The organism is Salmonella sp. SG203, from assembly GCF_013350575.1.
GTDB classification, from domain to species: Bacteria; Pseudomonadota; Gammaproteobacteria; order Enterobacterales; family Enterobacteriaceae; genus Salmonella; species Salmonella enterica.
In genome coordinates this window covers 1-25,545 of the sequence record NZ_SNMT01000014.1, presented here as the reverse complement: position 1 = coordinate 25,545, position 25,545 = coordinate 1, and the positions used below count along the sequence as shown (strand labels likewise).

Below are 25,545 nucleotides of genomic sequence, written 5' to 3'. Positions count from 1 at the left end.
GGTTTGGGATGAGACAGAGTCTCTTTAATGAATCTTTCCAAATACGCTTGTGGCATCTAAATTCGCCAGGTTCTGTTCTGGTGAGCAGCATGCCATTTGGTTCTTCCCATAACCTCCAATTAACCCAGGGTCCGTTGGGCCATATAGCGTAATATTCGGTCTGTCGAGCGCGGCGGTGAGATGGCTCAGGCCGGTATCAACCGATACGACAAATTTTGCGCCAGCCAGCACTCTGGCGACCTCCTCCAGGCTCATGCGCGGTAACACATCCACATAGTCAAAGCCTTCGGCCAGTCGTTTAGCACGGGCCTCCTCATGAGGCGCGCCCCAGGGAAGTTTTATCCGTAATCCGGTGTTGCCCACCAGGCCGATAAGCTCGCGCCAGTTTGCTTCCGGCCAGTGTTTATCATCGCGGGTCGTGGCATGTAAAAACACCGCATACGGATCGCTAACCGCCTGCTGGCAATGCAGAAAATGTTTTGCGATGGCATAATCGCCCTGCGACTGCGGTTTATCGTATCCCAGGCTTTTGGCGAACAGCTCGCGCGTCCGTTCAACCGCATGTTGTTGCTTTGCGATATGGTGTTTACGGTTATAGAACAGGCTGGCCAGCGGTTCGCGGGCGGTACTCCAGTCCATACCGTGCTTTATCCCATGCGCCAGACGCGTCACCAGCGCCGCGCTTTTTACCAGCCCCTGCGCATCAATCACAGCGTCGTATTGGTTTGCGCATACCGCCCGACGAAAGGCTGTGCGTTCCGCTTTGATGGGCGCGGAAAACCAGGCTTTGCGCCAACGGCGAATAGCGACGGGAATCACGCGATCGACAGCACTGTGCCAGGACGGAATTTGCGCAAACCCTTCTTCGACAACCCAATCAAATTGAATCCCCGGAATCGCCTGTTGCGCGTCGGTAAGCGCAGGCAGGGTATGTAATACGTCGCCCATCGATGATGTTTTAACGATCAAAACCCGCATTAAACGCCCTCTTCCGACAACAGCGAATGAAGCTCTTCCAGAACCCGCTGCGGCGTGATATCGATCAGGCTCTGGTGATAGCCTTGCGCCGTATCACCTTTACGCACTTTGTGATAACCCGTAATGAGACGAATCACCCGGGCCTTATGAGACAGCGGTGGCGTGAAATCCGGGCTACTTGGGCCATACAAGGCGACCAGCGGGCGGTCGAGCGCCGCCGCGACGTGCATCAGTCCGGAATCGTTGGTGACGATGGCTTTACAGGCGGCTATCAGAATGACGGCCTGTTCCAGCTGGGTTTCCCCCGCCAGGTTGCGACACCATGCCTGCTGCTCGCTATTCAGCGCCGCCAGGATCTCATTTCCGGCTTCATGGTCTTTTGCCGAGCCAAACAGTACGACCTGATACCCTTCGTTAATGAGCTGTTTTGCCAGTTCGGCGTAGTGATAGTGCGGCCAACGTTTTGCCGGGCCAAATTCCGCGCCGGGGCAAAAGCCGATCAGAGGACGTTCAGAAGATAATGAAAAGTCGCTGCACATCAGCGACTTTTCACCCTCGCTAACCTGGAGCTGTGGCCAGAGTAGCGGCTGGGGCAGATCTTTCGCCGTGCGCATCACGCCCTTGTCATAAGCCAGCGCCACGTAGCGCTCCACCATCAGTGGCCAGGCGTCTTTATCAAGGACGCGCGCATCGTTCAGCAGGCCATAGCGCATTTCGCCGCGCCAGCCAGTACGGTGCGGGATATTGGCAAAGAAAGGAATCAGCGCCGATTTAAACGAATTTGGCAACACCCAGGCGCGATCGTAGCGCTTCTCTCGCAGGCTATGGCCCAATCTGCGGCGCTCGCCGATTTCCAGCGCGCCGTGGCCCAGCGGCATGGGTATCGCCTCGTTAACTTCCGGCATACGCGATAACAACGGACGGCACCAGGCTGGCGCCATCACGTCGATTATCGCCTGGGGATAGCGCGCTTTAAGCGTGCGATAGAGACTTTGCGACATCATCATGTCGCCCACCCAGGACGGGCCAATGACCAAAATTTTCATACTTACGCGTCGCGGTTCAGCCAGGCCATATACTCCGTGACGCCTTCGGCGACGGTCTTAAAGGGTTTGTCGTAGCCCGCGTTGCGTAGATTGGTTAAATCCGCCTGCGTAAACGCCTGATAGCGACCTTTCAGCTTATCCGGGAACGGAATGTATTCAATGCTGCCTTTTTTATGGTATGCCAGCGTCGCGTCGGCGACGGCCTGGAAAGATTCCGCGCGGCCTGTGCCCAGGTTAAAGATGCCGGACTTACCGCTTTCCAGGAACCACAGGTTAACGGCGGCCACATCGCCCACGTAAACGAAGTCGCGCTTGAAGTTTTCGCTGCCTTCAAACAGTTTCGGGCTTTCGCCGTTGTTTAACTGTGTATTCAGATGAAATGCCACGCTTGCCATGCTGCCTTTATGGCCTTCACGTGGTCCATAGACGTTGAAATAGCGGAAACCGACAATCTGCGAGTTCGCTTCTGGCAGGATCTGGCGCACATATTCATCAAACAGGAATTTAGAATAGCCGTAAACGTTAAGCGGTTTTTCGTATTCGCGCGATTCGATGAAATCAGACGTGCGACCGCCATAGGTGGCGGCAGAAGAGGCATAGAGGAACGGGATTTCGCGCTCAAGACAATAGTGCAGCAGCTCTTTGGAGTATTGATAGTTATTATCCATCATATACTTGCCGTCCCACTCGGTGGTGGAAGAGCAGGCGCCTTCATGGAAAATAGCTTCGATATCGCCGAGCTCTTCTCCGGACATAATCTGGATCAGGAAATCTTCCTTATCCATATAGTCAGCAATGTTCAGATCCACCAGGTTTACAAACTTGGTGCCGTCTTTCAGGTTATCCACCACCAGAATATCGGTGATACCTTTATCATTCAGGGCTTTAACGATATTGCTGCCGATAAAGCCCGCGCCGCCGGTAACGATGATCATAACTGTAACCTTTGAATTATGGTGTCAGAGACTGTCTCAGACATGAATGCTCTTATCATAACACTATTCATCCATTCACTGATAACCCGTGAGGATACGCGTGATTTATGCTGCATTTTAAAGAAGTGATGACGCGTCATCTCGTATCAACGTATCGCTTTGGGTAATATGTGCTGAAATTTGCCCAGTCTGGAGAATCGCAATGCGTGGGGATTTTTACAAACAGTTAACCAACGATCTGGAAACCGCCCGAGCGGAAGGATTGTTTAAAGAAGAGCGCATTATTACGTCTGCGCAGCAGGCGGATATCACCGTGGCGGATGGAAGCCACGTTATTAACTTTTGCGCCAATAACTATCTCGGGCTGGCGAATCACCCTGAGCTGATTAATGCCGCAAAAGCGGGTATGGACAGCCACGGTTTCGGTATGGCGTCCGTGCGTTTTATCTGCGGCACCCAGGATAGCCACAAAGCGCTGGAGCAAAAGCTGGCAAGCTTCCTCGGCATGGAAGATGCGATTCTGTATTCCTCCTGTTTCGACGCTAACGGCGGCTTGTTTGAGACGTTGCTGGGCGCGGAAGACGCCATTATCTCCGACGCGCTGAACCACGCGTCTATCATTGACGGCGTGCGTTTGTGTAAAGCGAAGCGTTATCGCTATGCCAACAACGATATGGCAGAGCTGGAAGCGCGGCTGAAAGAGGCGCGTGAGGCCGGCGCGCGTCATGTCCTGATCGCCACCGACGGGGTGTTCTCAATGGATGGCGTCATCGCCAATCTGAAAGGCGTCTGTGATCTGGCCGATAAATACGATGCGCTGGTGATGGTTGATGATTCTCACGCGGTAGGCTTTGTCGGCGAAAACGGTCGCGGTTCCCATGAATACTGCGACGTAATGGGCCGCGTAGATATTATTACCGGTACGCTGGGCAAAGCGTTAGGCGGCGCATCCGGCGGTTATACCGCGGCGCGTAAAGAGGTCGTTGAGTGGTTGCGTCAGCGTTCCCGCCCATATCTGTTCTCCAACTCCCTGGCGCCGGCGATCGTGGCGGCTTCTATTAAAGTGTTAGAGATGGTGGAAGCGGGCGCAGAACTGCGCGATCGCTTGTGGGCGAACGCCCGGCAGTTCCGTGAGCAGATGTCTGCCGCGGGATTTACGCTGGCAGGCGCGGATCACGCCATCATCCCGGTAATGCTGGGAGATGCGGTTGTCGCGCAGAAATTTGCCCGCGAACTGCAAAAAGAGGGCATTTACGTTACCGGTTTCTTCTATCCGGTCGTACCAAAAGGTCAGGCGCGTATTCGTACCCAGATGTCTGCGGCGCATACGCCTGAGCAAATTACGCGTGCGGTAGACGCGTTCACGCGTATTGGTAAACAACTGGGCGTGATTGCCTGAGGATGTAAGATGAAAGCGTTATCCAAACTGAAAGCGGAAGAGGGCATCTGGATGACCGACGTTCCGGAACCGGAAGTCGGCCATAACGATTTGCTGATTAAAATCCGTAAAACAGCCATCTGCGGTACTGACGTTCACATCTATAACTGGGATGACTGGTCGCAAAAAACCATCCCGGTTCCGATGGTCGTGGGGCATGAATATGTTGGCGAAGTGGTCGGCATCGGTCAGGAAGTGAAAGGCTTTAAAATTGGCGATCGCGTCTCCGGCGAAGGTCATATCACCTGCGGTCATTGCCGCAACTGCCGTGGTGGTCGTACTCACCTGTGTCGCAACACCACCGGCGTGGGCGTCAACCGTCCCGGCTGCTTCGCGGAATATCTGGTCATCCCGGCGTTCAATGCGTTTAAAATCCCGGATAACATTTCTGATGATTTAGCCTCTATTTTCGACCCGTTTGGTAATGCGGTGCATACGGCGCTGTCTTTCGATCTTGTCGGCGAAGATGTACTGGTATCGGGGGCGGGGCCAATCGGCGTAATGGCCGCCGCGGTGGCGAAACATGTTGGCGCGCGTCATGTGGTGATTACTGACGTCAATGAATACCGTCTGGAGCTGGCGCGTAAAATGGGCGTCACCCGCGCGGTCAACGTCGCGAAAGAGAGCCTGAACGACGTCATGGCGGAGCTGGGAATGACCGAAGGGTTCGATGTGGGTCTGGAGATGTCCGGCGCGCCGCCGGCGTTTCGTACCATGCTGGACACCATGAATCACGGCGGTCGTATTGCGATGCTGGGGATTCCGCCATCAGATATGTCTATCGACTGGACAAAAGTCATCTTTAAGGGCTTGTTCATTAAAGGTATTTATGGTCGTGAGATGTTCGAAACGTGGTACAAAATGGCGGCGCTGATCCAGTCCGGTCTGGATCTGTCACCGATTATCACCCATCGTTTCTCTATTGATGATTTCCAGAAAGGTTTTGACGCCATGCGTTCAGGCCAGTCAGGAAAAGTTATTCTGAGTTGGGATTAATATGTATAGAGACCCGATGATATTTATCGGGTCTGATATACGTTTCATCGTAAAAGGTTGGTGTCATTCGCCAACCTTTTTTGTTAGGGAAAATCTGGAAAGCCGTAAAGAATTGTCATAGACATCAAGCATTCGTAATTGCGCTTTACTCTTATTTTACTCGCTAACGTCACGCTCTACTCTGAGTTTTGTGCTTGCTTTTTACTGTAAAAATTAATTATGGCGGCTTAATAGTTTCTTAATAGAGCCACAGTATAAAGGCAGGGTAAATTAAGGTTTTTCTGGTAATCGTTATGAAAAATAGTAAAACCAAAGTGAGTATCATTATCCCGTTATATAATGCGGGAGCGGATTTTAATGCTTGCATGGCGTCGTTAATCGCGCAAACGTGGTCGGCGCTGGAAATTATTATTGTGAATGATGGATCGACGGATCATTCCGTTGAGATAGCAAAACATTACGCGGAACATTACCCACATGTTCGACTGCTTCATCAGGCCAATACTGGCGCATCTGTCGCCCGTAATCTTGGCCTGCAAGCGGCGACCGGCGATTATGTCGCCTTTGTCGATGCGGATGACCAGGTCTACCCGAAGATGTATGAAACGCTGATGACCATGGCGCTTAACGATGATCTGGACGTTGCGCAGTGTAATGCGGACTGGTGCGTCCGAAAAACCGGGCACGCCTGGCAATCTATTCCGACCGATCGTCTGCGTTCCACCGGGGTATTAAGCGGACCGGATTGGTTGCGTATGGCGCTGGCCTCGCGGCGCTGGACGCATGTTGTCTGGATGGGCGTTTATCGACGTGCGTTAATTACCGATAACAATATTACTTTCGTTCCCGGACTACATCATCAGGACATATTATGGTCGACGGAAGTTATGTTTAATGCCACGCGCGTACGTTATACTGAACAATCATTATATAAATATTTCCTGCATGATAATTCGGTAAGCCGTTTGCAAAGACAAGGCAATAAAAATCTTAATTATCAGCGGCATTATATTAAAATTACGCGATTATTAGAAAAGCTCAATCGTGATTATGCCCGTCGTATTCCGATTTACCCGCAATTTCGCCAGCAAATTACCTGGGAAGCGTTACGCGTTTGTCATGCGGTACGTAAAGAGCCTGATATTTTGACCCGCCAGCGTATGATTGCCGAAATTTTTACTTCTGGCATGTATAGACGGATGATGGCTAACGTCCGCAGCGCGAAAGCGGCTTATCAGACGCTGCTCTGGTCCTTCCGGCTGTGGCAATGGCGCGACAAAACCTTGTCGCACCGTCGTATGGCCCGTAAGGCGCTCAATCTGTCTTAGCGCTCACGTTTTTAGGCGCGGCGATTTTCCCCCAGCCTTGCCACTGGTGCTGAAACCAGACAACCACGGAACTTTGCGTAATGCTCTCGCCGATGACGCTGAAAAAGCGCGTAGCGTAGACCGGTTGCAGCGGTTTTTTCGGCTTGCACATCTTCACGCCGCGAAAGGGATTGCGCGGTGCGTCAATTTTCTGCGGCGTTACACCAGGTCGGGACGTATCTACCTGCGGTTCGTTGAGCAGGCTGCCTGGACGTACCAGGGTGATATCCGCCGGCAGGCGATAAACCATCTGTTGCAGCACGCGAACCGTTGCGGGATGCGGATGACCAATCGCGATAGCGGAACCGTTGCGACGGGCCAGTTCGATAGCGCGATTAAACTGACGGCGGATATCCGCCTCGTTTTGCGTATCGTCGAGGAACACTTTACGCTTGATCACTTTCACACCCGTACCGGATGCCGCGCGCATCGCCTGGCTATTGCCAATCGTCATGCTGTCGAGAAAATAGAGATTGTAATGTTCCAGCACCTGCATAACTTTTTGCATACCGAACAGGCTGGAAGTCATTGCGCTGCCCATGTGGTTATTAAGCCCGACGGCATACGGCACGTTGTTTACCGCCTCGCGGATAATGTGCTCGATCTCATCGCTGCTCATATCTGGTCGCAGCGTATCCTTCTCCAGCGGCTGTTTGCTTAGCGGCGCCATCGGCAGGTGGATTAACACCTCATGCCCGCTATTGTGCGCTTTAGTTGCCATTTCGCGCGCGTGCGGCGCGTTGGGCAGTACGGCGACGGAGATGTTTGGCGGCAGCGCCAGAACCTGGTTTTCCGTATGCGGGCGATAGCCAAAATCATCAATCACGATGGCGAGCTTGCCAGCGAAAACGGGATGTGCAAACGCCAGCAAAGTGGCCAGCGTGAGAATGGAGCGACGAAACTGAGGCAAAACTTATCTTCCCAACCACGGCTGTGGATTGACGGCCTGACCCTGGCGACGAATTTCGAAATAAAGCGAAGGTCTGCCCTGACCGCCGCTACTGCCCACAAGGGCGATAGGTTGTCCGGCGCGCACCTGCGCGCCTACGCTGACCAGCGCGCTCTGGTTATAGCCGTAAAGGCTCATATCGCCTTTACCATGCTCCACGACCACCACCAGGCCATAGCCTTGCAGCCAGTCCGCCAGAATCACCCTGCCGTCGGCGATGGCTTTGACCTCGGTGCCTTCCGACGCGCCGATCACCATCCCCTTCCAACGTAGCTCACCCTGCAGCCGTTCGCCATAGCGATGCAATATCGGGCCGCGTACCGGCCAGTATGCCTGACCGCGAGGCGCGCCCAGACCGCCGGTGCGGGACATTAGCGAACGCTCGCTTTCCGTCGGCTTATAGGTGCTGCCTTTACGCGAGGCTTCCTGCTGCTTATCGCGTACCGCCTGCGCTTCGCGGGCTTCACGCTCCGCTCGCGCTTTGGCCGCCGCTTCCGCCCGCGCGATACTGTTGCGTAGGCGTGATTCGTTGGCGCGTAGTTCGCTTAACTGTTGCTGGCCTTGCTGAATAGACGACTCCAGTCCGGCAAGCGTTTTCTTACGTTCATTACGCGCCTGCTCCAGCTTCGCCTGCTGAGCGCGCTGTTCATACAGCAACGTTTGTTGTTGGCTTTGCTTCTCTTCCAGCTCGGCTTTTTGCGTGGCGACCTGTTCGCGAGTCTGTTTCAGTTCGGCGATAGTCTCCTGGCGCGCCTGGTTCAGATAGCCGAAGTAGGCCTGCAGGCGTTGCCCACGCTGGCTCTCTTCTCCGCTAAGAATAAGCTGAATGCCGGTGTGTTCGCCCTGGCGGAAAGCGGCGTCCAACTGCGCGGCGAGATTACGCTCCTGGCTGGCTTTTTGCTGCTCCAGTTTGGCAATTGAGGCGTTCATCTCATCAATTTGCGCATTTAACTGATCCAGAGTGCTTTGCGTTTCGCGCAGCTTACGCGCTGCGGCCGAGATGGCCTCTTCCTGGGCTTTCAGTTGTGCCAGGAGGCTGGCGCGCTGTTGCTGCTGCTGGCGTACGTCGCGTTCTTTCGCGGCGATATCGGCCTGAATAGATTTGAGTTGATCACGGTCATCCGCGTGGGCGGAAAAGGCGCACAACAATACGCCAGCGCTAAGTACGCTGGCGTAGAACAAAGGCCTGACTGAAAACGTTTTTAGTTTCACGGCCTGTTGAATGGTGTTAATCGCCTTTCCCCTCATGGGGAGGGATTATTCCACGATGAACAGCGGCTTACCAGTCATCTCTTGCGGGATTTCCATCCCCATCAGCGACAGCATGGTAGGCGCAATGTCTGAAAGTTTGCCGCCTTCAACCGCCTTCACGTTTTTCTCGCCGACATAAATCAGCGGCACCGGCAGGTTGGTGTGGGCGGTATGCGCCTGACCGGTCGCCGGATCGCGCATCTGCTCCGCGTTGCCGTGGTCCGCGGTAATCAACAATTGTCCACCAACGGACTCAACCGCTTTTGTTACCTGTTCAATGCAGTTATCCAACGCTTCCACCGCTTTGATGGCGGCTTCCATCACGCCGGTATGACCGACCATATCGCCGTTTGGATAGTTACAAATGATGGTGTCGTACTTACCGCTTTCGATCGCCGCGACCAATTTTTCAGTCAATTCTGCAGAGCTCATTTCCGGTTGCAGGTCATAAGTGGCCACTTTCGGTGAGTTGATCAGAATGCGCTCTTCACCAGCAAACGGTTCTTCTACGCCGCCGTTAAAGAAAAAGGTTACGTGCGCATATTTTTCCGTTTCGGAAATACGCAGCTGAGTTTTGTCGTTTTTCGCCATCCATTCGCCAAAGGTATTCGCCAGCGACGCTGGTGGGTAGGCAACGGCAGTTTTGATGTCGGCGGCGTATTCGGTCAGCATCACGAAGTTCAGATTAACCACTTTCTTACGCGCAAAGCCGTCGAAATCAGCATTAACGAAAGCGCGGGTAATTTCGCGCGCGCGGTCAGCGCGGAAGTTCATGAAAATCAGCGTGTCGCCGTCTTCCATCGCCGCATCAGCCTGGCCCTCGGCGCGGATAACGGTCGCTTTGACAAACTCATCGTTTTCATCACGAGCGTAAGCGGCCTGCAGGCCAGCCACAGCGGTATCTGCCTGGAATTCGCCCTGCGCCAGGGTCATCAGATCATACGCTTTTTCCACGCGATCCCAACGGTTGTCGCGGTCCATAGCGTAGTAACGACCGACGATAGACGCCACGCGGCCTTTGCCCAGCGCGGCGAATTTGTCTTCGAATTTTTTCAGCGAGGCTTCAGCGCTGCGCGGCGGCGTGTCGCGACCGTCGAGGAAGGCGTGCAGATAGATTTTTTCTGCGCCGCGCTCTGCGGCCAGCTCCACCATCGCCATAATGTGATCTTCGTGGCTGTGGACGCCGCCCGCGGACAGCAGACCCATAATATGAACCGCTTTACCGGCGTTTTTCGCCTGGTCTACCGCATTGGTCAGGACTGGGTTAGCAAAGAAAGTACGTTCTTTAATTTCAACGTCCAGACGCGTCAGGTCCTGATAAACGATGCGGCCTGCGCCCAGGTTAACGTGGCCCACTTCGGAGTTGCCCATCTGGCGGTCAGGCAGACCCACTTCCAGACCGGATGCGTCGATCAGGGTATGCGGACGTTTTGCCCACAGAGCATCCATCACCGGGGTTTTGGCGTTTAAGATAGCGTTATCCTGCTGTTCTTCACGGTAGCCGTAGCCATCCAGAATCACCAGTACCATAGGTTTTTTAGAAACCGACATTGCGACAACCTCATACTCAATAGACAAAATAATTGCGTAATTTTACTACAGCTGAATCGATAAAATAGCCTCAGAAGATCAAAGAAAGGGATCGCGCTGGCGTGAGAAGGCAAGTAATAGCGTGATTTTTTTTCGTAGCGCCCCGCAAAAATGCATTCCAGTGCACGCTCTGGCTGTATTTGCGCCACTGCACAGGTATACTCCTTTCCTGGTTTTTTAATCACTACGTCGGGAGTTGTTACCCCCCATGCAAGAAATTATGCAATTTGTTGGCCGTCATCCCATACTGAGTATCGCCTGGATTGCGTTACTGGTGGCGGTTTTATTTACCACGTTCAAAGGTCTGACTTCAAAAGTTAAGGTGATTACACGCGGCGAAGCCACGCGCCTTATCAACAAAGAGGACGCCGTTGTTGTGGATTTACGTCAACGTGACGATTTCCGTAAAGGCCATATCGCTGGCGCGACCAATTTGCTGCCGAGCGAAATCAAAGCCAACAATGTTGGCGAACTGGAAAAGCACAAAGACAAGCCGATTATCGTGGTCGACGGTTCTGGTATGCAGTGCCAGGAATCCGCTAACGCGCTGACAAAAGCCGGCTTTGAAAAGGTCTTTGTGTTGAAAGAAGGCGTAGCAGGCTGGAGCGGCGAGAATCTGCCTCTGGTGCGCGGTAAGTGATTACCCGTCGTTTTCATGACGCAAGGGGAATGACTTGCCCTTGCGTCGACATGAAATCCATCGGGTAAAAAACAGGAGCGAAGTCATGGCCAATATTGAAATCTACACCAAAGCAACCTGCCCGTTTTGCCATCGTGCAAAGGCGCTGTTAAACAGCAAGGGCGTGAGTTTCCAGGAAATTGCGATTGACGGCGACGCCGTGAAGCGTGAAGAGATGATCAAACGTAGTGGCCGAACGACGGTTCCGCAAATTTTTATTGATGCACAGCACATTGGCGGTTGTGACGACTTGTATGCGCTGGATGCGCGTGGTGGACTGGATCCGCTGTTGCGTTAAGGCGTACTCAAGTATTTAAGGACAACACTAAAGGGTTTTACACATGTCAGAACAAAATAACACTGAAATGGCTTTCCAGATCCAACGTATCTATACCAAGGATGTTTCTTTCGAAGCGCCAAACGCACCGCATGTTTTCCAGAAAGATTGGCAGCCAGAGGTTAAACTGGATCTTGATACGGCATCTTCCCAACTGGCGGATGACGTTTATGAAGTTGTGCTGCGTGTTACCGTAACGGCTTCCCTGGGGGAAGAAACCGCGTTCCTGTGCGAAGTTCAGCAGGCCGGTATTTTCTCCATCAGCGGTATTGAAGGTACTCAGATGGCGCATTGCCTGGGCGCATACTGCCCGAACATTCTGTTCCCGTATGCTCGCGAGTGCATCACCAGCCTGGTTTCACGCGGTACGTTCCCGCAACTGAACCTTGCGCCGGTCAACTTTGATGCGCTGTTCATGAACTATTTGCAGCAGCAGGCTGGCGAAGGTACTGAAGAACATCAGGATGCCTGATGAACCAAAGTAATGCGTCAATGACAGTCATCGGTGCCGGCTCGTACGGCACCGCTCTCGCCATCACTCTGGCGAGAAACGGCCACCAGGTTGTCCTGTGGGGCCACGACCCAAAACATATCGCGACCCTGGAGCACGATCGCTGCAACGTCGCGTTCCTTCCCGATGTGCCTTTTCCCGATACGTTACACCTGGAAAGCGACTTAGCAATCGCGCTGGCGGCCAGTCGTAACATTCTGGTGGTGGTGCCAAGCCATGTTTTCAGCGACGTGCTGCGGCAGATTAAACCGCTGATGCGTCCGGATGCGCGTCTGGTATGGGCGACCAAAGGCCTGGAAGCGGAAACGGGGCGCCTGTTGCAGGATGTCGCTCGCGAGGCGTTAGGCGATCAAATCCCGCTGGCGGTGATTTCCGGTCCGACGTTTGCTAAAGAGCTGGCGGCGGGTTTGCCGACGGCAATCTCGCTGGCCTCAACCGATGAGACCTTTGCCGACGATCTCCAGCAACTGTTGCACTGCGGAAAAAGTTTTCGCGTCTATATCAATGCGGATTTTATCGGCGTGCAGCTTGGCGGCGCGGTGAAAAACGTGATTGCGATTGGCGCGGGGATGTCTGACGGCATCGGCTTCGGCGCGAACGCCCGCACGGCGCTAATCACGCGTGGACTGACCGAAATGTCGCGGCTTGGCGCAGCGCTTGGCGCCGATCCCGCCACCTTTATGGGGATGGCGGGTTTAGGCGATCTGGTGCTGACCTGTACCGACAACCAGTCGCGCAACCGTCGTTTTGGCATGATGCTTGGCCAGGGCATGGACGTTAAAGGCGCGCAGGATAAGATTGGCCAGGTGGTCGAAGGCTATCGCAATACGAAAGAAGTTCGTGAATTGGCGCACCGTTTTGGTGTTGAAATGCCAATAACCGAGGAAATTTATCAAGTATTGTATTGCGGAAAAAACGCGCGCGAGGCAGCATTAACGTTATTAGGTCGCGCCCGCAAGGAAGAGCTGAGTCGCCACTAGCCGTAAGGAACTGTTTGCATAAACGACCCAACCCGCACAGAACGGGTTGGTCGTTTTCTGCCCGTCTGGAGTAAGCCATGCCGTGTGAAGAACTGGAAATCGTCTGGAAGAATATTAAAGCTGAAGCCCGCGCTTTAGCTGACTGTGAGCCTATGTTGGCCAGTTTTTATCACGCCACGCTACTCAAGCATGAAAATCTGGGCAGTGCGCTGAGCTATATGCTGGCAAATAAACTGGCTTCGCCCATCATGCCCGCTATCGCTATCCGTGAAGTAGTTGAAGAAGCCTATGCCGCCGACCCGGAAATGATCGCGTCGGCAGCCTGCGATATTCAGGCCGTGCGCACTCGCGATCCGGCGGTGGATAAATACTCCACGCCGCTGTTATATCTGAAAGGCTTTCATGCGCTACAGGCCTACCGCATTGGTCACTGGTTGTGGAATAAAGGTCGCCGCGCGCTGGCTATCTTCCTGCAAAATCAGGTTTCGGTCTCGTTTCAGGTGGATATTCACCCGGCAGCGAAAATTGGCCGCGGGATTATGCTCGACCATGCCACCGGTATTGTGGTGGGGGAGACGGCGGTTATTGAAGATGATGTGTCGATCCTGCAATCCGTCACCCTGGGCGGTACCGGGAAAACGAGCGGCGATCGTCATCCTAAAATCCGCGAAGGCGTGATGATTGGCGCGGGCGCGAAAATTCTCGGCAATATCGAGGTGGGGCGCGGCGCGAAAATTGGCGCAGGTTCCGTCGTTTTACAGCCTGTCCCGCCGCACACTACCGCCGCAGGCGTTCCGGCGCGTATTGTCGGCAAGCCGGGCAGCGATAAGCCGTCGATGGATATGGACCAGCATTTCAACGGGATACACCATACGTTTGAGTATGGCGACGGCATCTGAATTGCGCGGTACAACTAAAAAACGCTGTTCCGATGGAGTGCAATCCCGGAACAGCGGAGCGAAGAATTCGCAATGTGGACAATCAGGCTGCGGATGATGTCAGCGTGATACGATCCAGCGGGCCGACGATAAACAGATATGAAATGAGACCAATAAGTCCCATCGAGCCAACGTATAAAATGGCAAAGTCGAACGACTGAGTATTGGCAAGAATCACGCCGATGACCAGCGGCGTAACGATGCTTGCCATATTGCCGCACATGTTAAATACGCCGCCGGCAATACCCAGAACTTCCTTCGGCGAGGTGTCGCTGAGTACGCACCAGCCCAGGTTACCAAACCCTTTGGCAAAAAAGGCCAGACTCATCGCCGCAATGACCACAAATTCTGAAGAGGTGTAGTTGGCGATCACTATTACGCAAGAGAGCAACATACCGCAGATAACAGGCAGTTTCCGCGCGACGGTAAGGCTATAGCCGCGTTTGAGTAGCCAGTCGGAGAACACGCCGCCGAGCAGGCCGCCAATAAAACCGGCAATGGCTGGAATACTGGCCACAAAACCGACTTTCAGAATCGACATGCCTTTCGCCTGGTACAGGTAGGTCGGGAACCAGGTCAGGAAGAACCAGGTGATAGAGGTGACGCAGAATTGCCCGATGTAAACACCGATCATCATCCGGTTAACACAGACGGTTTTAATCTGCGCGAACGTTATTTTCTGCGGCTCCTTTTTACAGCCCAGAGAGGGCTCGCCACCACCGCTACGAATATAGTCAATTTCCGCTTGATTAACTTTTGGATGGTGCATCGGATCTTTGACTTTCATTAACCAGAATATACCGAGCATCACGCCAATAGCGCCAATATAATAGAAGACAAAATGCCAGCTTAAATTATGCAGAATGATCGTCATTAGCGGGGTGATAATGCCCAGCGAGATATATTGCGCAGCCTGATAAACTGAAGTAACGAAACCTCGTTCATTATTGGGAAACCATTGTACGCTTAAACGACTGTTCGCCGGAAAGGCAGGCGCTTCAATCGCGCCCATCAGCAGACGTAGAATAACCAGTACAATTAATGGGCTGCCATACAGATAGATCGTTCCCTGAAACATGGTTACTAACGACCAGCCAATCAATGCGCAACCGTAAACCAGTCGTGAACCGTAGCGGTCTAATAGCCAACCGCCGGGTAGTTGCATAATGACATAGGCAATACCAAATGAGGAGAAGGCCAGGCCCATCGCTTCCGGATCAAAACCTAATTCTTTACTCATTATTGGGGCAACTACGGATAGAGTTGCGCGATCCGCATAATTAAATACGGTAGCAAGAAATAAAAATATAAGAATGGTATGACGCACTTTTGTGCGCTTTATTATTGTGTTCATTATCTACTCCTCAGATAAGGGCAGAATGCATCCTGTAAGGTAAGAGAGGCGGGACGGATTCCCGCCAGTCGGGTTAAGGGCGTTTGCCAAATTCACAGGTTAATTGTGTCCAGCGGCGCGCTTGTTCACTGAGCGTGAAACCCAGACCATGACGATCGGAAATCCACATGCGGCCATCGCGCAGCTCAAGTTGCTCGTTGAATAATGGGTTCAGCCACTCGAAATGTTCCAGCCACGGCTCCAGGGGATACGCTGCGGAAAGGTGCAGGTGTACTTCCATCGCAAAGTGCGGCGCCAGCTTACGTCCGTGTTTCGCCGCCAGATCCATAATCTTCAGGAACGGAGAGATACCGCCGACACGCGGCGCATCTGGCTGAACGAAATCGCTGGCATTGCCCAGAATCAACTGCTCGTGTTCCCGGAAACTGGTCAGCATTTCCCCGGTGGCGATAGGCGTATCCAGCGCGGCAGCAAGCTGGGCGTGGCCTTCGATGTCGTAAGCATCTAATGGTTCTTCAATCCAGATAAGGTTGAACTGTTCCATTTTACGCCCCATGCGGATAGCCGTTTCGCGATCCCACTGCTGGTTAGCGTCAACCATTAACGGGAACTCATCCCCAAGCGCTTCACGTACTGCGGTTAAGCGGCGAATATCCTCAGCGCAGTTGGGTTGTCCGACTTTCAACTTAATACCGCCAATGCCATTTTCGCGGGAAATCACCACATTTTTCAGCACTTGATCGAGCGGTGTATGCAAGAACCCCCCTGAGGTGTTGTAACACTGAACGGAGTCGCGGTGCGCGCCCAACAGTTTTGCCAGTGGCAGACCGGCACGTTTAGCCTTCATATCCCATAAGGCGATATCGATAGGGGAGATAGCCTGTACCGCCATCCCGCTACGCCCCACCGAGGCTCCGGCCCACAGCAGCTTAGTGTATATTTTGTCGATATCATTGGGATCTTCGCCCAGTAGATTGTCGGCTATCTCTTTGGCGTGAGCATAAATACCCTGGCCGCCAGCACGTTTGGAGTAGCTAAAACCAACGCCATCAAAGCCGTCGCGACTGCGGATTTCGGCAATGATGATTGCCACTTCGGTCAAAGGTTTCTGGCGCCCGGTCAGTACCTTCGCGTCACTCACTGGCGTCGCCAGCGGTAGAAAAGCCAGTGATAGCTTCACCCATTCGATACGATCGCCGGTTTCTGCCGCGGTTCTGGTATTCGCCGCTTTTGCATACGTTACGGCGTCGGAATTCGCGCTTAAAGCCATTTTTTTTCTCCTGATAATCACAAAATGATTGCGCTAACATTTTTATTATTAAGCGAACGCAGGATCCAGAAAGTTGATGTTGATTTGAACATTTGATCACATATGTCGTATAAAAAGCAGGATTTATTGCAAAATGGATCACGATCCAAAAATATCTGGGGAAATGCATAATACAAAATGATGGCGCTATCATTTTGTAATGACTGAGCTTGATAAGCTACTGTATTTACGGCCTTTCCTGATGCGAAGCTGGCAATAGCCGCAGGCATGATGAATAATGCGCGGATAAATCAGCCAATCTTTGCAGGGGCATCAGACGTGAAGAGAACCAAATCACCTCGTGCGCCGACGTTGGAAGATGTAGCACGTAGCGCCGGGCTGTCTCCGATGACAGTCAGCCGGGCATTGAATTCGCCACAACTGGTTCGCCCCAAAACGGTTGAGAAAGTCATGCAGGCGGTTCGCGTCACAGGCTACATACCCAACGCGTTAGCCGGTGGTCTGGCGTCGCGACGGAGTAAATTAATCGCTGTCGTCGTGCCGCAAATTAACAACAACATGTTTGTCGATACCATCCAGTCGCTGAGCGATGAACTGGCCCGACGCGGATATCACATATTGCTGTGCGTGGCGGGATATACCGAACAAACGGAAGCGGAATTGGTGGCGACACTGCTTTCCCGCCGCCCCGATGGCGTGGTGCTTACCGGGATCCATCACACGATAGAACTGAAAAAGGTCATCCTGAACGCGGCTATTCCGGTGGTGGAAATTTGGGACTTAACGCCCACGCCGCTTGATATGCTGGTCGGTTTTTCCCATGAAAAAGTTGGGCAGGCGACGGGGGAGTATCTTCTGAGTAAGGGCTATCGTCGTCCCGGCTTGTTGTGGACCGCCGATCGCCGAGCCGCGCAACGTAAGCAGGGGTTATGTAGTGTTCTTCAACGCCACGCTATTCATGCCGTACCGCAGGTAGATGTCCCCCTTCCGGCATCGCTTTCGCTGGGGCGCAGCGGTTTAAGCCAGCTTTTTGACGAAGGGACGTTTGATGTCATTGTTTGCAGTTCTGATACCCTGGCACAGGGTGCGATGATGGAGGCGGAAAGCCGTGGTTTGCGCATCCCGCATGATTTAGCGGTTATTGGTTTTGGCGACCTTGATTTTGCCGCCAGCAATCGACCGTCAATTACTACCGTAAGCGTTGACAGACGCGCCATTGGTCAGCGCGCCGCTACGCTGTTGGCCGATCGTATTGAACAGAAACCGTGCGCAGAAGCTATTGTGGATATTGGCTTTCATTTGATTGAGCGAGAGTCCGCATAAACGGGAACATGCCATCGGGATCGGCCAGGCCGGATCAGGCGTTAGCCGCCATCCGGCATTGAATATATTACGACCGCAATACCGCGCCGGGGTATCCTAACTGGCGCCACGCTTCATACACCACCACCGACACCGCATTCGACAGGTTCATGCTACGGCTATCCGGCATCATCGGAATGCGAATCTTCTGCTCTTTAGGCAACGCATCGAGAATGCTGGCGGGCAGGCCGCGCGTTTCCGGGCCAAACATCAAATAATCGCCATCCTGATAGCTTACGGCGCTATGGGCGGGCGTGCCCTTTGTCGTCAACGCAAACAGGCGCTGCGGGTTTTCGGCGGCGACAAAGGCGGCATAATCGTGATGGCGCTGAACCGCGGCGAATTCGTGATAGTCCAACCCTGCGCGGCGTAAGCGCTTATCATCCCAGGTAAACCCCATCGGTTCGATGATGTGCAGACGAAAGCCGGTATTGGCGCAAAGACGAATGATGTTGCCGGTATTCGGCGGGATTTCTGGTTCGAAAAGTACGATGTTAAGCATGATGCCCCCTTAAATGCGGGGGCAGAATAGCAGAAATTTACCGGGCTCTCACGCGCCAGGCGTTCAGGCGGCATCGCCTTTGCTCATTGGCGCCAGCGCGGCGGGCAAACTTCTCCCCAGTTCCTGCACCAGTGAATCGCCACTGATTTCGCTAATGGATTTCGCGCCGGTCAGGGTCATGGCGACTTTCATCTCTTTCTCGATCAGGTCCAGCAGGTTGGCGACACCCGCTTTTCCTGCCGTCGCCAGCGCGTAGAGATAGGCCCGACCCAGCAGTACGGTATCGGCCCCCAACGCAATCATACGCACGACATCCAGCCCGTTACGAATCCCGCTATCCGCCAGAATGGCGATATCGCCTTTCACCGCATCGGCAATGGCGGGCAGGGCGCGGGCGGAAGAGAGCACGCCATCGAGCTGGCGGCCGCCGTGATTCGACACCACGATACCGTCAGCGCCGAAACGTACCGCATCGCGGGCATCTTCTGGATCGAGGATCCCTTTGATCACCATTGGGCCGTCCCAGAATTCGCGTATCCACTCCAGATCTTTCCAGGAAATGGACGGATCGAAGTTATTTGCCAGCCAGCCGATATAGTCCTCAAGGCCGGTCGGTTTACCCAGATAGGCGGAAATATTGCCTAAATCATGCGGGCGACCGTTCAGGCCGACATCCCACGCCCATTTAGGGTGCATCACCGCCTGCCAGTAACGGCGCATGGCGGCGTTTGGGCCGCTCATCCCGGAGTGGGCGTCACGGTAGCGCGCGCCCGGCGTTGGCATATCCACGGTAAAGACCAGCGTGGAGCAGCCCGCCGCTTTCGCACGTTCAAGCGCGTTGCGCATAAAGCCCCGGTCACGCAGCACATAAAGCTGGAACCACATCGGGCGCTTAATGGTTGGTGCAACTTCTTCTATCGGACAGACGGAGACGGTGGAAAGGGTGAACGGAATGCCCTTTGCGTCTGCGGCGGCGGCGGCCTGTACTTCGCCGCGACGGGCGTACATGCCGCACAGGCCTACCGGCGCTAATGCCACCGGCATCGACAACGTTTCGTTAAACAGGGTCGTTTCCAGGCTTAAATCGGACATATTTTTCAGCACGCGCTGGCGCAGAGCGACTTGCGACAGGTCTTCCACATTTCGGCGCAGGGTATATTCCGCATACGCGCCGCCGTCGATGTAGTGGAAGAGGAAAGGAGGCAACGTGCGCTGAGCTGCGGCGCGATAATCGCTGGCTGCTGAAATAATCATGATTTATTCTCCCTGGTCATCTCATTATGGTCGCCGGGCAGGCGGGTAATACGCGCCTGGCGGGCCTGGTCTTCATCAAATCGTTTAATCGTGGTGTGGACAAAACTGAGGTGCGCCATCATCGCTTTACGCGCGCCCTCGGCGTTACCGTCCAGAATGGCGTCCATCACCGCCTGGTGTTGTTCCGTCAGCTTTGAGAATACGGGCGGAACGAGATACATACGCTGGCGACTCTGTTTGACGGAGGATTGCAGGACGTCGAAGAAACCGCGCATGGTTTGCAACAGCACCACATTGTGCGAGGCTTCCGCGATCGCCAGATGAAAGCGCACATCGGCCTGGGAGGCGAGATCCGGGTCTTCGCTGAGCGTCGCATCAAAGCAGAGTCTGATTTTCTCTTTGTCGGCAGCGGTGGCACGCATGGCGGCGTGCCAGGCCGTACTGGCTTCAATGGCGTGGCGGGCCTCCAGAATGTCGAAACTGTAGTCCGGATCGTTCGCCATCAGCATTTTCAGCGGTTGCACGATATTCTGTTCAGACCAGGTTTCGTGCTGCCAGCGGACAAATGTCCCGCCGCCGCGACGACTCACCAGCACGCCTTCACTGACCAGCTTCGCCAGCGCTTCGCGTAAAGAGTTGCGTGATACGCCAAGCTGTAGAGCCAACTGGCGCTCGGCGGGCAATTTCATGCCCGCTTCCAGGTTTTGTTCTTCAATCAGCGCCCGCACGCGAGAGGCAATCTCGTCTGACAGGCGTTTTGGCATCACAATCACGGAATCATCCAGGTTAAAACATAGGCCTGAAGCGTAGTGATCACGCCCACCATACAGGTGAAGATCAGGCTGTGTTTGACGGTAAAACGGAACAGATCGGACTCTTTCCCTACCAGTCCCACCGCCGCGCAGGCGATGGCGATAGACTGCGGCGAGATCATCTTCCCGGTTACGCCTCCAGTGGTGTTCGCCGCCACCATCAGCACATCAGAGACGCCGATTTGCTGCGCCGCGGTAGCCTGTAGAGAGGCAAACAGCGCGTTAGATGAGGTGTCGGACCCGGTCAGGAAGACACCCAGCCAGCCGAGGAACGGCGAGAAGAACGTGAAGGCGCTGCCGGTGTGCGCCAGCGCTAACGCCAGCGTGGAGGAAAGCCCGGAATAGTTCGAGATAAACGCGAACGCCAGCACCATGCCGATGGAGTAAATCGGCAACGCCAGCTCTTTCAGCGTGCTGCCAAAGGTCTGGATTGCGGCTGAGGGCTTCATTTTCAGCCAGACGATAGACAACAGCGCGGCAAACAGGATCGCCGTGCCGGTGGCGGAGAACCAGTCAAATTTATACACCGCCGCGTAAGCGGTCGCTTCGTGTACGACCGGCGGCATACGGGCGACCAGTTTATCGAGATACGGTACCGGAACGTTAATTACCCAGTCATACAGCGCGCCGCCGGGGGCAAACAACGCTTTAAACGGCGGTACGCTCCAGAGAGTGACCGTGGCGGTCAGGAACAGAAACGGCGACCAGGCGCGAACAATTTGCCCTGTCGTATAGCGGGTGCGGGCCAGCGTCTGATCGACCTGCGACGCGCCCATATCGCCGAAGCGGAAGATGCGTATCGGCTGCCAGCGTTTGAGGAACAGCGTCAGACACACCAGAGACACCAGTGAAGAGATGATGTCCGGCAGTTCCGGCCCGATAAAGTTGGAGCTGAGATACTGGGCGATAGCAAACGAGCCGCCAGAGACCATCACCGCAGGCCAGGTTTCTTTCACGCCGCGCCAGCCGTCCATAATCGCCATAATCCAGAACAGCACGATAATGGTCAGGAACGGTAGCTGACGACCGACCATCTGACCGATTTCAAAGCTGTCCAGGCCCGTGACCTGTCCGGCAACCAGAATCGGGATCCCCATCGCGCCAAAGGCGACTGGCGCGGTGTTTACAATCAGGCACAGCCCTGCCGCATACAGCGGATTAAAGCCCAGACCCACCAGCAGCGCGGCGGTTATCGCCACCGGCGCGCCGAAACCTGCCGCGCCTTCAAGGAACGCGCCGAAGCAGAAGCCGACAATCAGCATTTGCAGACGCTGGTCGGGGGTAATCGACAGAATTGACGAGCGAATAATGTCAAACTGCCCGGTCTTGACCGAAATTTTATAGACAAAGACCGCGGCGATGATTATCCAGGCTATCGGCCATAGCCCGTAGAAGAAGCCATACACGACCGATGCCAGCGCGTGATCGACCGGCATTTTATAGAACAGCAGCGCGACGGCGAGCGCGATAACCACCGTCCACGAAGCGGCAACATAGCCTTTCAGCTTGAGTTTAATCAGGGCGAAAAAGAAGAACAGGATTGGGAGCGATGCGATCAGGCTGGAAAGCCAGATATTACCCGCCGGGTCATAGTTTTGTTGCCAGAGGTTCATTGCAGGTCTCCTGAGAACCACACGCATAATGGGATGAATCTTTGCTCATCTCGTTGGGGTCACATTATGTGTAAAAGTGGTCCTGCCAATATTGTTGTGTATGGATAATGACAACAAATAGTTAACCAGATGTTATTTATTGGCAACGGTATTGTAGAGTTAATTTAGTGAAATGTGAGTAGGCTGTGGTAACGGGCTAAAATTGGTAGGGCCAATTGAGGGGAGAGGACAGCAAAGGGAAGTGAAAAGGCAATGGCATGATGCCATTGCCTTTGATGTCGGGAGTGTTGTTACTTCATTACCACTGGAAGCCCGCGCCAATGGCCGCAGAGTAATCGCCCTGGCTGTTGCTGGTTCCTTGCAATTTATACACCCAGCCCCCGCTTTCACTTACCATGGAGACACCAATGGCGACGGCACTTTCACCATTAAACGTACCGCCAGCAATCGAGGTCATGTTGGCGCCCGGGGCGTAGGCTTGTGGCAGGCCGGCCATCGCCATCGCTGAAGCGATACCGCCGCTCATCTTGTTTTCTACGCCTTTGATTTTGCTGTTCATTTCACCCATCTTCTGGTCGGTATAGGTGTTTGCTTCTTCGACGCTGCGTTTCAATTGCGCATAGTTAACCGCATCCGTATCATTCACCGCCGCTGAAACATTGCCGATCCGAGTGGTACCGCCACTCCCGTCTCCCAGGTTGAGCACGCTATAGTTAACCGAGCCATCTGCATTGGTTTCATAACGCACGGAGCCTGCTTCTGAGGCTTTCAGTTGCGCCACATTAACCGCGTCAGTGCTGTTCACCCCTGCGGCAACGTTGGTAATACGGCGTTGTTGAGTAGAAGAGCCGACAGACACAGTATTAGCTTCATCTGCGACGGAATTTGTGCCTAACGCCACGCTGTTTTCAGCGGCAGCAATAGAGCCAGAGCCAATCGCGACGCTGTCCGCACCCTGGGCATTTGCATCTACGCCATCGGTGTTGGTCTTGAAGTACTTGGTGCTACCGGTAGTGACGATATCGCCAATACCGTTTTCAATATTGGTGACGCGAGTATCAAGACTACTCACCTGCGTGTTCAGGTTATTGATGCTTTCGGTATTCGCGGCAACACGGCTGTCGGTGACTTTCAATTGACCAACGTTAACGGCATCGGTATCTGCCGAACCCGCCGCGACGTTAGTGATCTGACGTTGGCCGTCTTCACTGCCGACAGAGAACTCACCGACAGAGTTCTGCGGTGTGTCCATGTTGTAGGCGGTGTAGTCAGTCTGTGCGCCGCGAGTGGTCTGAGAACCATTACCCATTGCAATACTGTTTGCATGATTGGCGCGTGCGTTAGAACCGATAGCAATACCGTTGATGGCATCAGCCATCACCAGTGTATTCAGACCAATACCAATACCTGCATCAGCATTGACGATGGTCTTCGCACCCATTGCCAGTGAGTCAGTTCCGACAGCCAGTGAATCTTCTTCCGTTGAGTTTGCGTGGTAGTACTTGGTCGGTGTAGTAGTGACCGCACCAATGGCATTTTGTAACTGACGAACTGTTACCGCATCTTGCGCTTCAGAGCCGTCAGCAACGTTGGTAATTTGACGATAGCTTTCTCCATCCGTCCCCAATGACAACGCGCCCAGCAACTTTCTGTCTGTTGTATTGTAGCCAATGACGACGCCATCGCTTGTTACGCTCGTTTCTCGTATACCGGTTGTAATAGCGCGGTTAGAGGTGGAGCCACTGCCCAAAGCGATACTGCCCTCAATGCTGCTGCTGCTGTTTTGGCCAAGAGCCAGACTGCCAGCGCCAGAGGCGACGGCGTTGTAACCTACTGCCGTTGCGCCGTTACCCGTTGCGTATGCATCCTGGCCTTCAAGCCCGTTATCATTCGTACGGATGTATTTCACGCCGGTACCATTTTCCGTGATATAGGTTTCGCTGGTATCGCCGGCTAGTTGGCTAATAGATTCACTATACTGAGAAATCAGCATGTTAGTTTCATAGAGCTGAGAGCCATTAACAGCGTCAGTACTGTCACTGGCGATTTCACCTGCTGCTACATTGGTTATCTTATTGGTACCGCTGGTACCGTGGCTGGCGCTGAACGCGCCTTCTTCGTCATCCCAGCTCAGCGCATCAGTACCAAGATTGGTGATGGACGTATTGATATCCGCGATAGCAGAGGTGTTTTGATCCACCTTCTGGTTGGTTTCATACAACTGTGAGCCGTTTACCGCGTCTGTACTGTCCTCAGAAAGCGCCCCGGCGGCGACATTGGTTATTTTACTGGTGCTTCCACCGTGGTTTGCGCTGAAAGCGCCGATGTCTTCGTCCCATAACAGAGCGTTATCAGTGAGGCCGGTAATGGACGTATTAATGTCGGAGACAGAAGTATTCAGGTTCTCAATCGCGGTGCTGTTCTGAGTGATGTTAGTGGTATTGGCGGCGATATCGGTCGTGTTCTGATCCACTTTTTCGTTGGTTTCGAACAGCTGCGACCCGTTAACCGCGTCGGTACTTTCTTCAGACAGCTCTCCGGCAGCAACGTTGGTGATTTTGTTTGTCGTACTACTTCCGTGGCTGGCAGAGAACGAACTCGTTGTCTCATTCCAGCTCAGGTTGTCAGAGCTAAGATTGGTGATGGACGTATTAATATCTGCGATAGCAGAGGTGTTTTGATCCACCTTCTGGTTGGTTTCATACAACTGAGAGCCGTTCACCGCGTCTGTACTGTCTTCAGAAAGGTCCCCGGCGGCGACATTGATGATTTTACTGGCGCTTCCGTTGCGGTTAGCGTTGAATGCGCTAGTGTCAACATCCCACAACAGGGCATCGTCAGTGAGCGTGGTGACGGAATTGCTCAGGTTGTTGATGCTGGTGGTGTTGGTGGCAATATCAGTGGTGTTCTGATTAATGCTGGTTGTATTGGCAGCGATATCAGTGGCGTTCTGAGACACATTTTCGTTGGTGGCAAACAGCTGGGAGCCGTTAACGGCATCGGTGCTGTCCGCAGCCAGGGTACCCGCCGCCAGATTGGTGATTTTACTGTCGCTTCCGTTGTGCTTAGCGCTGAATGCGCCAGAGGCTGCATCCCAAAGCAGGGCATCATCGGTGAGCGTGGTGACGGAGTCGCTCAGACTGTTGATATTGGTGGTGTTGGTGGCGATATCAGTGGTGTTCTGATTGATGCTGGTGGTGTTGGCAGCGATGTCAGTGGTGTTCTGCGACACATTTTCGTTGGTGGCAAACAACTGAGAGCCGTTAACGGCGTCGGTGCTGTCCGCAGCCAGGGTACCCGCCGCCAGATTGGTGATTTTACTGTCGCTTCCGTTGTGCTTAGCGCTGAATGCGCCAGAGGCTGCATCCCAAAGCAGGGCATCA

General features: G+C 53.8%; 22 protein-coding genes. 9 read left to right on the top strand and 13 right to left on the bottom strand.

Going from position 1 to position 25,545, the window contains the following annotated elements:
* Positions 1-24: 24 nt before the first annotated feature.
* From rfaC to rfaD, 3 genes are read right to left on the bottom strand one after another with little or no spacing between them, the layout of a single operon-like run.
* On the bottom strand, positions 25-978 hold the full coding sequence (gene rfaC, locus HV477_RS18360) for a lipopolysaccharide heptosyltransferase RfaC (RefSeq protein WP_001264622.1): 954 nt from the start codon (positions 976-978) through the stop codon (positions 25-27).
* On the bottom strand, positions 978-2,024 hold the full coding sequence (gene rfaF, locus HV477_RS18355; protein ID WP_000699196.1) for an ADP-heptose--LPS heptosyltransferase RfaF: 1,047 nt from the start codon (positions 2,022-2,024) through the stop codon (positions 978-980). Before rfaF ends, rfaC begins: the two co-directional genes overlap by 1 nt.
* Positions 2,025-2,026: 2 nt before the next feature.
* The gene (gene rfaD / locus HV477_RS18350; RefSeq protein ID WP_000587771.1) at positions 2,027-2,959 is read right to left on the bottom strand and encodes an ADP-glyceromanno-heptose 6-epimerase; all 933 of its coding nucleotides are present in this window, start codon (positions 2,957-2,959) and stop codon (positions 2,027-2,029) included.
* A gap of 202 nt (positions 2,960-3,161) precedes the next feature.
* Between rfaD and kbl the strand changes: the two genes are divergently transcribed.
* From kbl to HV477_RS18335, 3 genes are all read left to right on the top strand, one after another.
* On the top strand, positions 3,162-4,358 hold the full coding sequence (gene kbl / locus HV477_RS18345) for a glycine C-acetyltransferase (RefSeq protein ID WP_001213790.1): 1,197 nt from the start codon (positions 3,162-3,164) through the stop codon (positions 4,356-4,358).
* Positions 4,359-4,367: 9 nt separating this feature from the next.
* On the top strand, positions 4,368-5,393 hold the full coding sequence (gene tdh / locus HV477_RS18340; RefSeq protein ID WP_000645990.1) for an L-threonine 3-dehydrogenase: 1,026 nt from the start codon (positions 4,368-4,370) through the stop codon (positions 5,391-5,393).
* Positions 5,394-5,686: 293 nt separating this feature from the next.
* Positions 5,687-6,721 carry a glycosyltransferase gene (locus HV477_RS18335; RefSeq protein WP_079898900.1) on the top strand — a complete coding sequence of 345 codons (1,035 nt, stop codon included), beginning with the start codon at positions 5,687-5,689 and terminating at the stop codon, positions 6,719-6,721.
* Here HV477_RS18335 and HV477_RS18330 read toward each other — a convergent pair.
* Genes HV477_RS18330 through gpmM form a run of 3 tightly spaced genes read right to left on the bottom strand, consistent with a single transcriptional unit; the run spans position 6,708 to position 10,511 of the window.
* A complete protein-coding gene (locus tag HV477_RS18330; RefSeq protein WP_175065246.1) occupies positions 6,708-7,670 on the bottom strand; it encodes a divergent polysaccharide deacetylase family protein in 963 nt (320 codons plus the stop codon). The two genes, HV477_RS18335 and HV477_RS18330, sit on opposite strands and share 14 nt — an antisense overlap.
* A 3-nt stretch (positions 7,671-7,673) precedes the next feature.
* Positions 7,674-8,933, bottom strand: a complete 1,260-nt coding sequence (gene envC / locus HV477_RS18325; RefSeq protein ID WP_228770042.1) for a murein hydrolase activator EnvC — start codon at positions 8,931-8,933, stop codon at positions 7,674-7,676.
* A gap of 33 nt (positions 8,934-8,966) precedes the next feature.
* Complete coding sequence (gpmM, locus tag HV477_RS18320) at positions 8,967-10,511, bottom strand: 2,3-bisphosphoglycerate-independent phosphoglycerate mutase (RefSeq protein ID WP_000116576.1); 1,545 nt, start codon at positions 10,509-10,511, stop codon at positions 8,967-8,969.
* Positions 10,512-10,758: 247 nt separating this feature from the next.
* Between gpmM and HV477_RS18315 the strand changes: the two genes are divergently transcribed.
* The 5 genes from HV477_RS18315 to cysE all read left to right on the top strand — a co-directional run bounded on the left by HV477_RS18315 (position 10,759) and on the right by cysE (position 13,956).
* Positions 10,759-11,190, top strand: coding sequence for a rhodanese-like domain-containing protein (locus tag HV477_RS18315; protein ID WP_001156179.1), 432 nt, complete (start codon positions 10,759-10,761; stop codon positions 11,188-11,190).
* A gap of 85 nt (positions 11,191-11,275) precedes the next feature.
* Positions 11,276-11,527 carry a glutaredoxin 3 gene (gene grxC, locus HV477_RS18310; protein ID WP_001273795.1) on the top strand — a complete coding sequence of 84 codons (252 nt, stop codon included), beginning with the start codon at positions 11,276-11,278 and terminating at the stop codon, positions 11,525-11,527.
* 43 nt (positions 11,528-11,570) lie between these two features.
* The gene (gene secB, locus HV477_RS18305; protein ID WP_000003370.1) at positions 11,571-12,038 is read left to right on the top strand and encodes a protein-export chaperone SecB; all 468 of its coding nucleotides are present in this window, start codon (positions 11,571-11,573) and stop codon (positions 12,036-12,038) included.
* Entirely contained in the window at positions 12,038-13,057 is a 1,020-nt protein-coding gene (gene gpsA, locus HV477_RS18300) for an NAD(P)H-dependent glycerol-3-phosphate dehydrogenase (protein WP_001076594.1), read from the top strand. Before secB ends, gpsA begins: the two co-directional genes overlap by 1 nt.
* Before the next feature lie 77 nt (positions 13,058-13,134).
* A complete protein-coding gene (cysE, locus tag HV477_RS18295) occupies positions 13,135-13,956 on the top strand; it encodes a serine O-acetyltransferase (RefSeq protein ID WP_001112113.1) in 822 nt (273 codons plus the stop codon).
* An 82-nt stretch (positions 13,957-14,038) separates the two neighbouring features.
* Here cysE and HV477_RS18290 read toward each other — a convergent pair whose 3' ends face one another.
* Entirely contained in the window at positions 14,039-15,349 is a 1,311-nt protein-coding gene (locus HV477_RS18290; protein ID WP_001092104.1) for an MFS transporter, read from the bottom strand.
* Positions 15,350-15,422: 73 nt separating this feature from the next.
* Positions 15,423-16,619 (bottom strand): L-talarate/galactarate dehydratase, encoded by a 1,197-nt coding sequence (locus HV477_RS18285; protein ID WP_020838510.1) that lies wholly within the window; start codon positions 16,617-16,619, stop codon positions 15,423-15,425.
* A 318-nt stretch (positions 16,620-16,937) separates the two neighbouring features.
* Between HV477_RS18285 and HV477_RS18280 the strand changes: the two genes are divergently transcribed.
* Positions 16,938-17,942, top strand: coding sequence for a LacI family DNA-binding transcriptional regulator (locus HV477_RS18280; protein WP_001537635.1), 1,005 nt, complete (start codon positions 16,938-16,940; stop codon positions 17,940-17,942).
* Positions 17,943-18,009: 67 nt separating this feature from the next.
* Here HV477_RS18280 and trmL read toward each other — a convergent pair whose 3' ends face one another.
* The 5 genes from trmL to sadA all read right to left on the bottom strand — a co-directional run.
* Entirely contained in the window at positions 18,010-18,483 is a 474-nt protein-coding gene (gene trmL / locus HV477_RS18275) for a tRNA (uridine(34)/cytosine(34)/5-carboxymethylaminomethyluridine(34)-2'-O)-methyltransferase TrmL (protein ID WP_000932335.1), read from the bottom strand.
* A gap of 63 nt (positions 18,484-18,546) precedes the next feature.
* Positions 18,547-19,737 (bottom strand): FMN-dependent L-lactate dehydrogenase LldD, encoded by a 1,191-nt coding sequence (gene lldD / locus HV477_RS18270; protein WP_000586991.1) that lies wholly within the window; start codon positions 19,735-19,737, stop codon positions 18,547-18,549.
* Positions 19,734-20,510, bottom strand: coding sequence for a transcriptional regulator LldR (lldR, locus tag HV477_RS18265; protein ID WP_000636696.1), 777 nt, complete (start codon positions 20,508-20,510; stop codon positions 19,734-19,736). Before lldR ends, lldD begins: the two co-directional genes overlap by 4 nt.
* Positions 20,507-22,162 (bottom strand): L-lactate permease, encoded by a 1,656-nt coding sequence (gene lldP / locus HV477_RS18260; protein WP_079898899.1) that lies wholly within the window; start codon positions 22,160-22,162, stop codon positions 20,507-20,509. Before lldP ends, lldR begins: the two co-directional genes overlap by 4 nt.
* A gap of 298 nt (positions 22,163-22,460) precedes the next feature.
* On the bottom strand, positions 22,461-25,545 hold a 3,085-nt coding region (gene sadA / locus HV477_RS18255; protein WP_175065245.1), incomplete at its 5' end, for a YadA family autotransporter adhesin.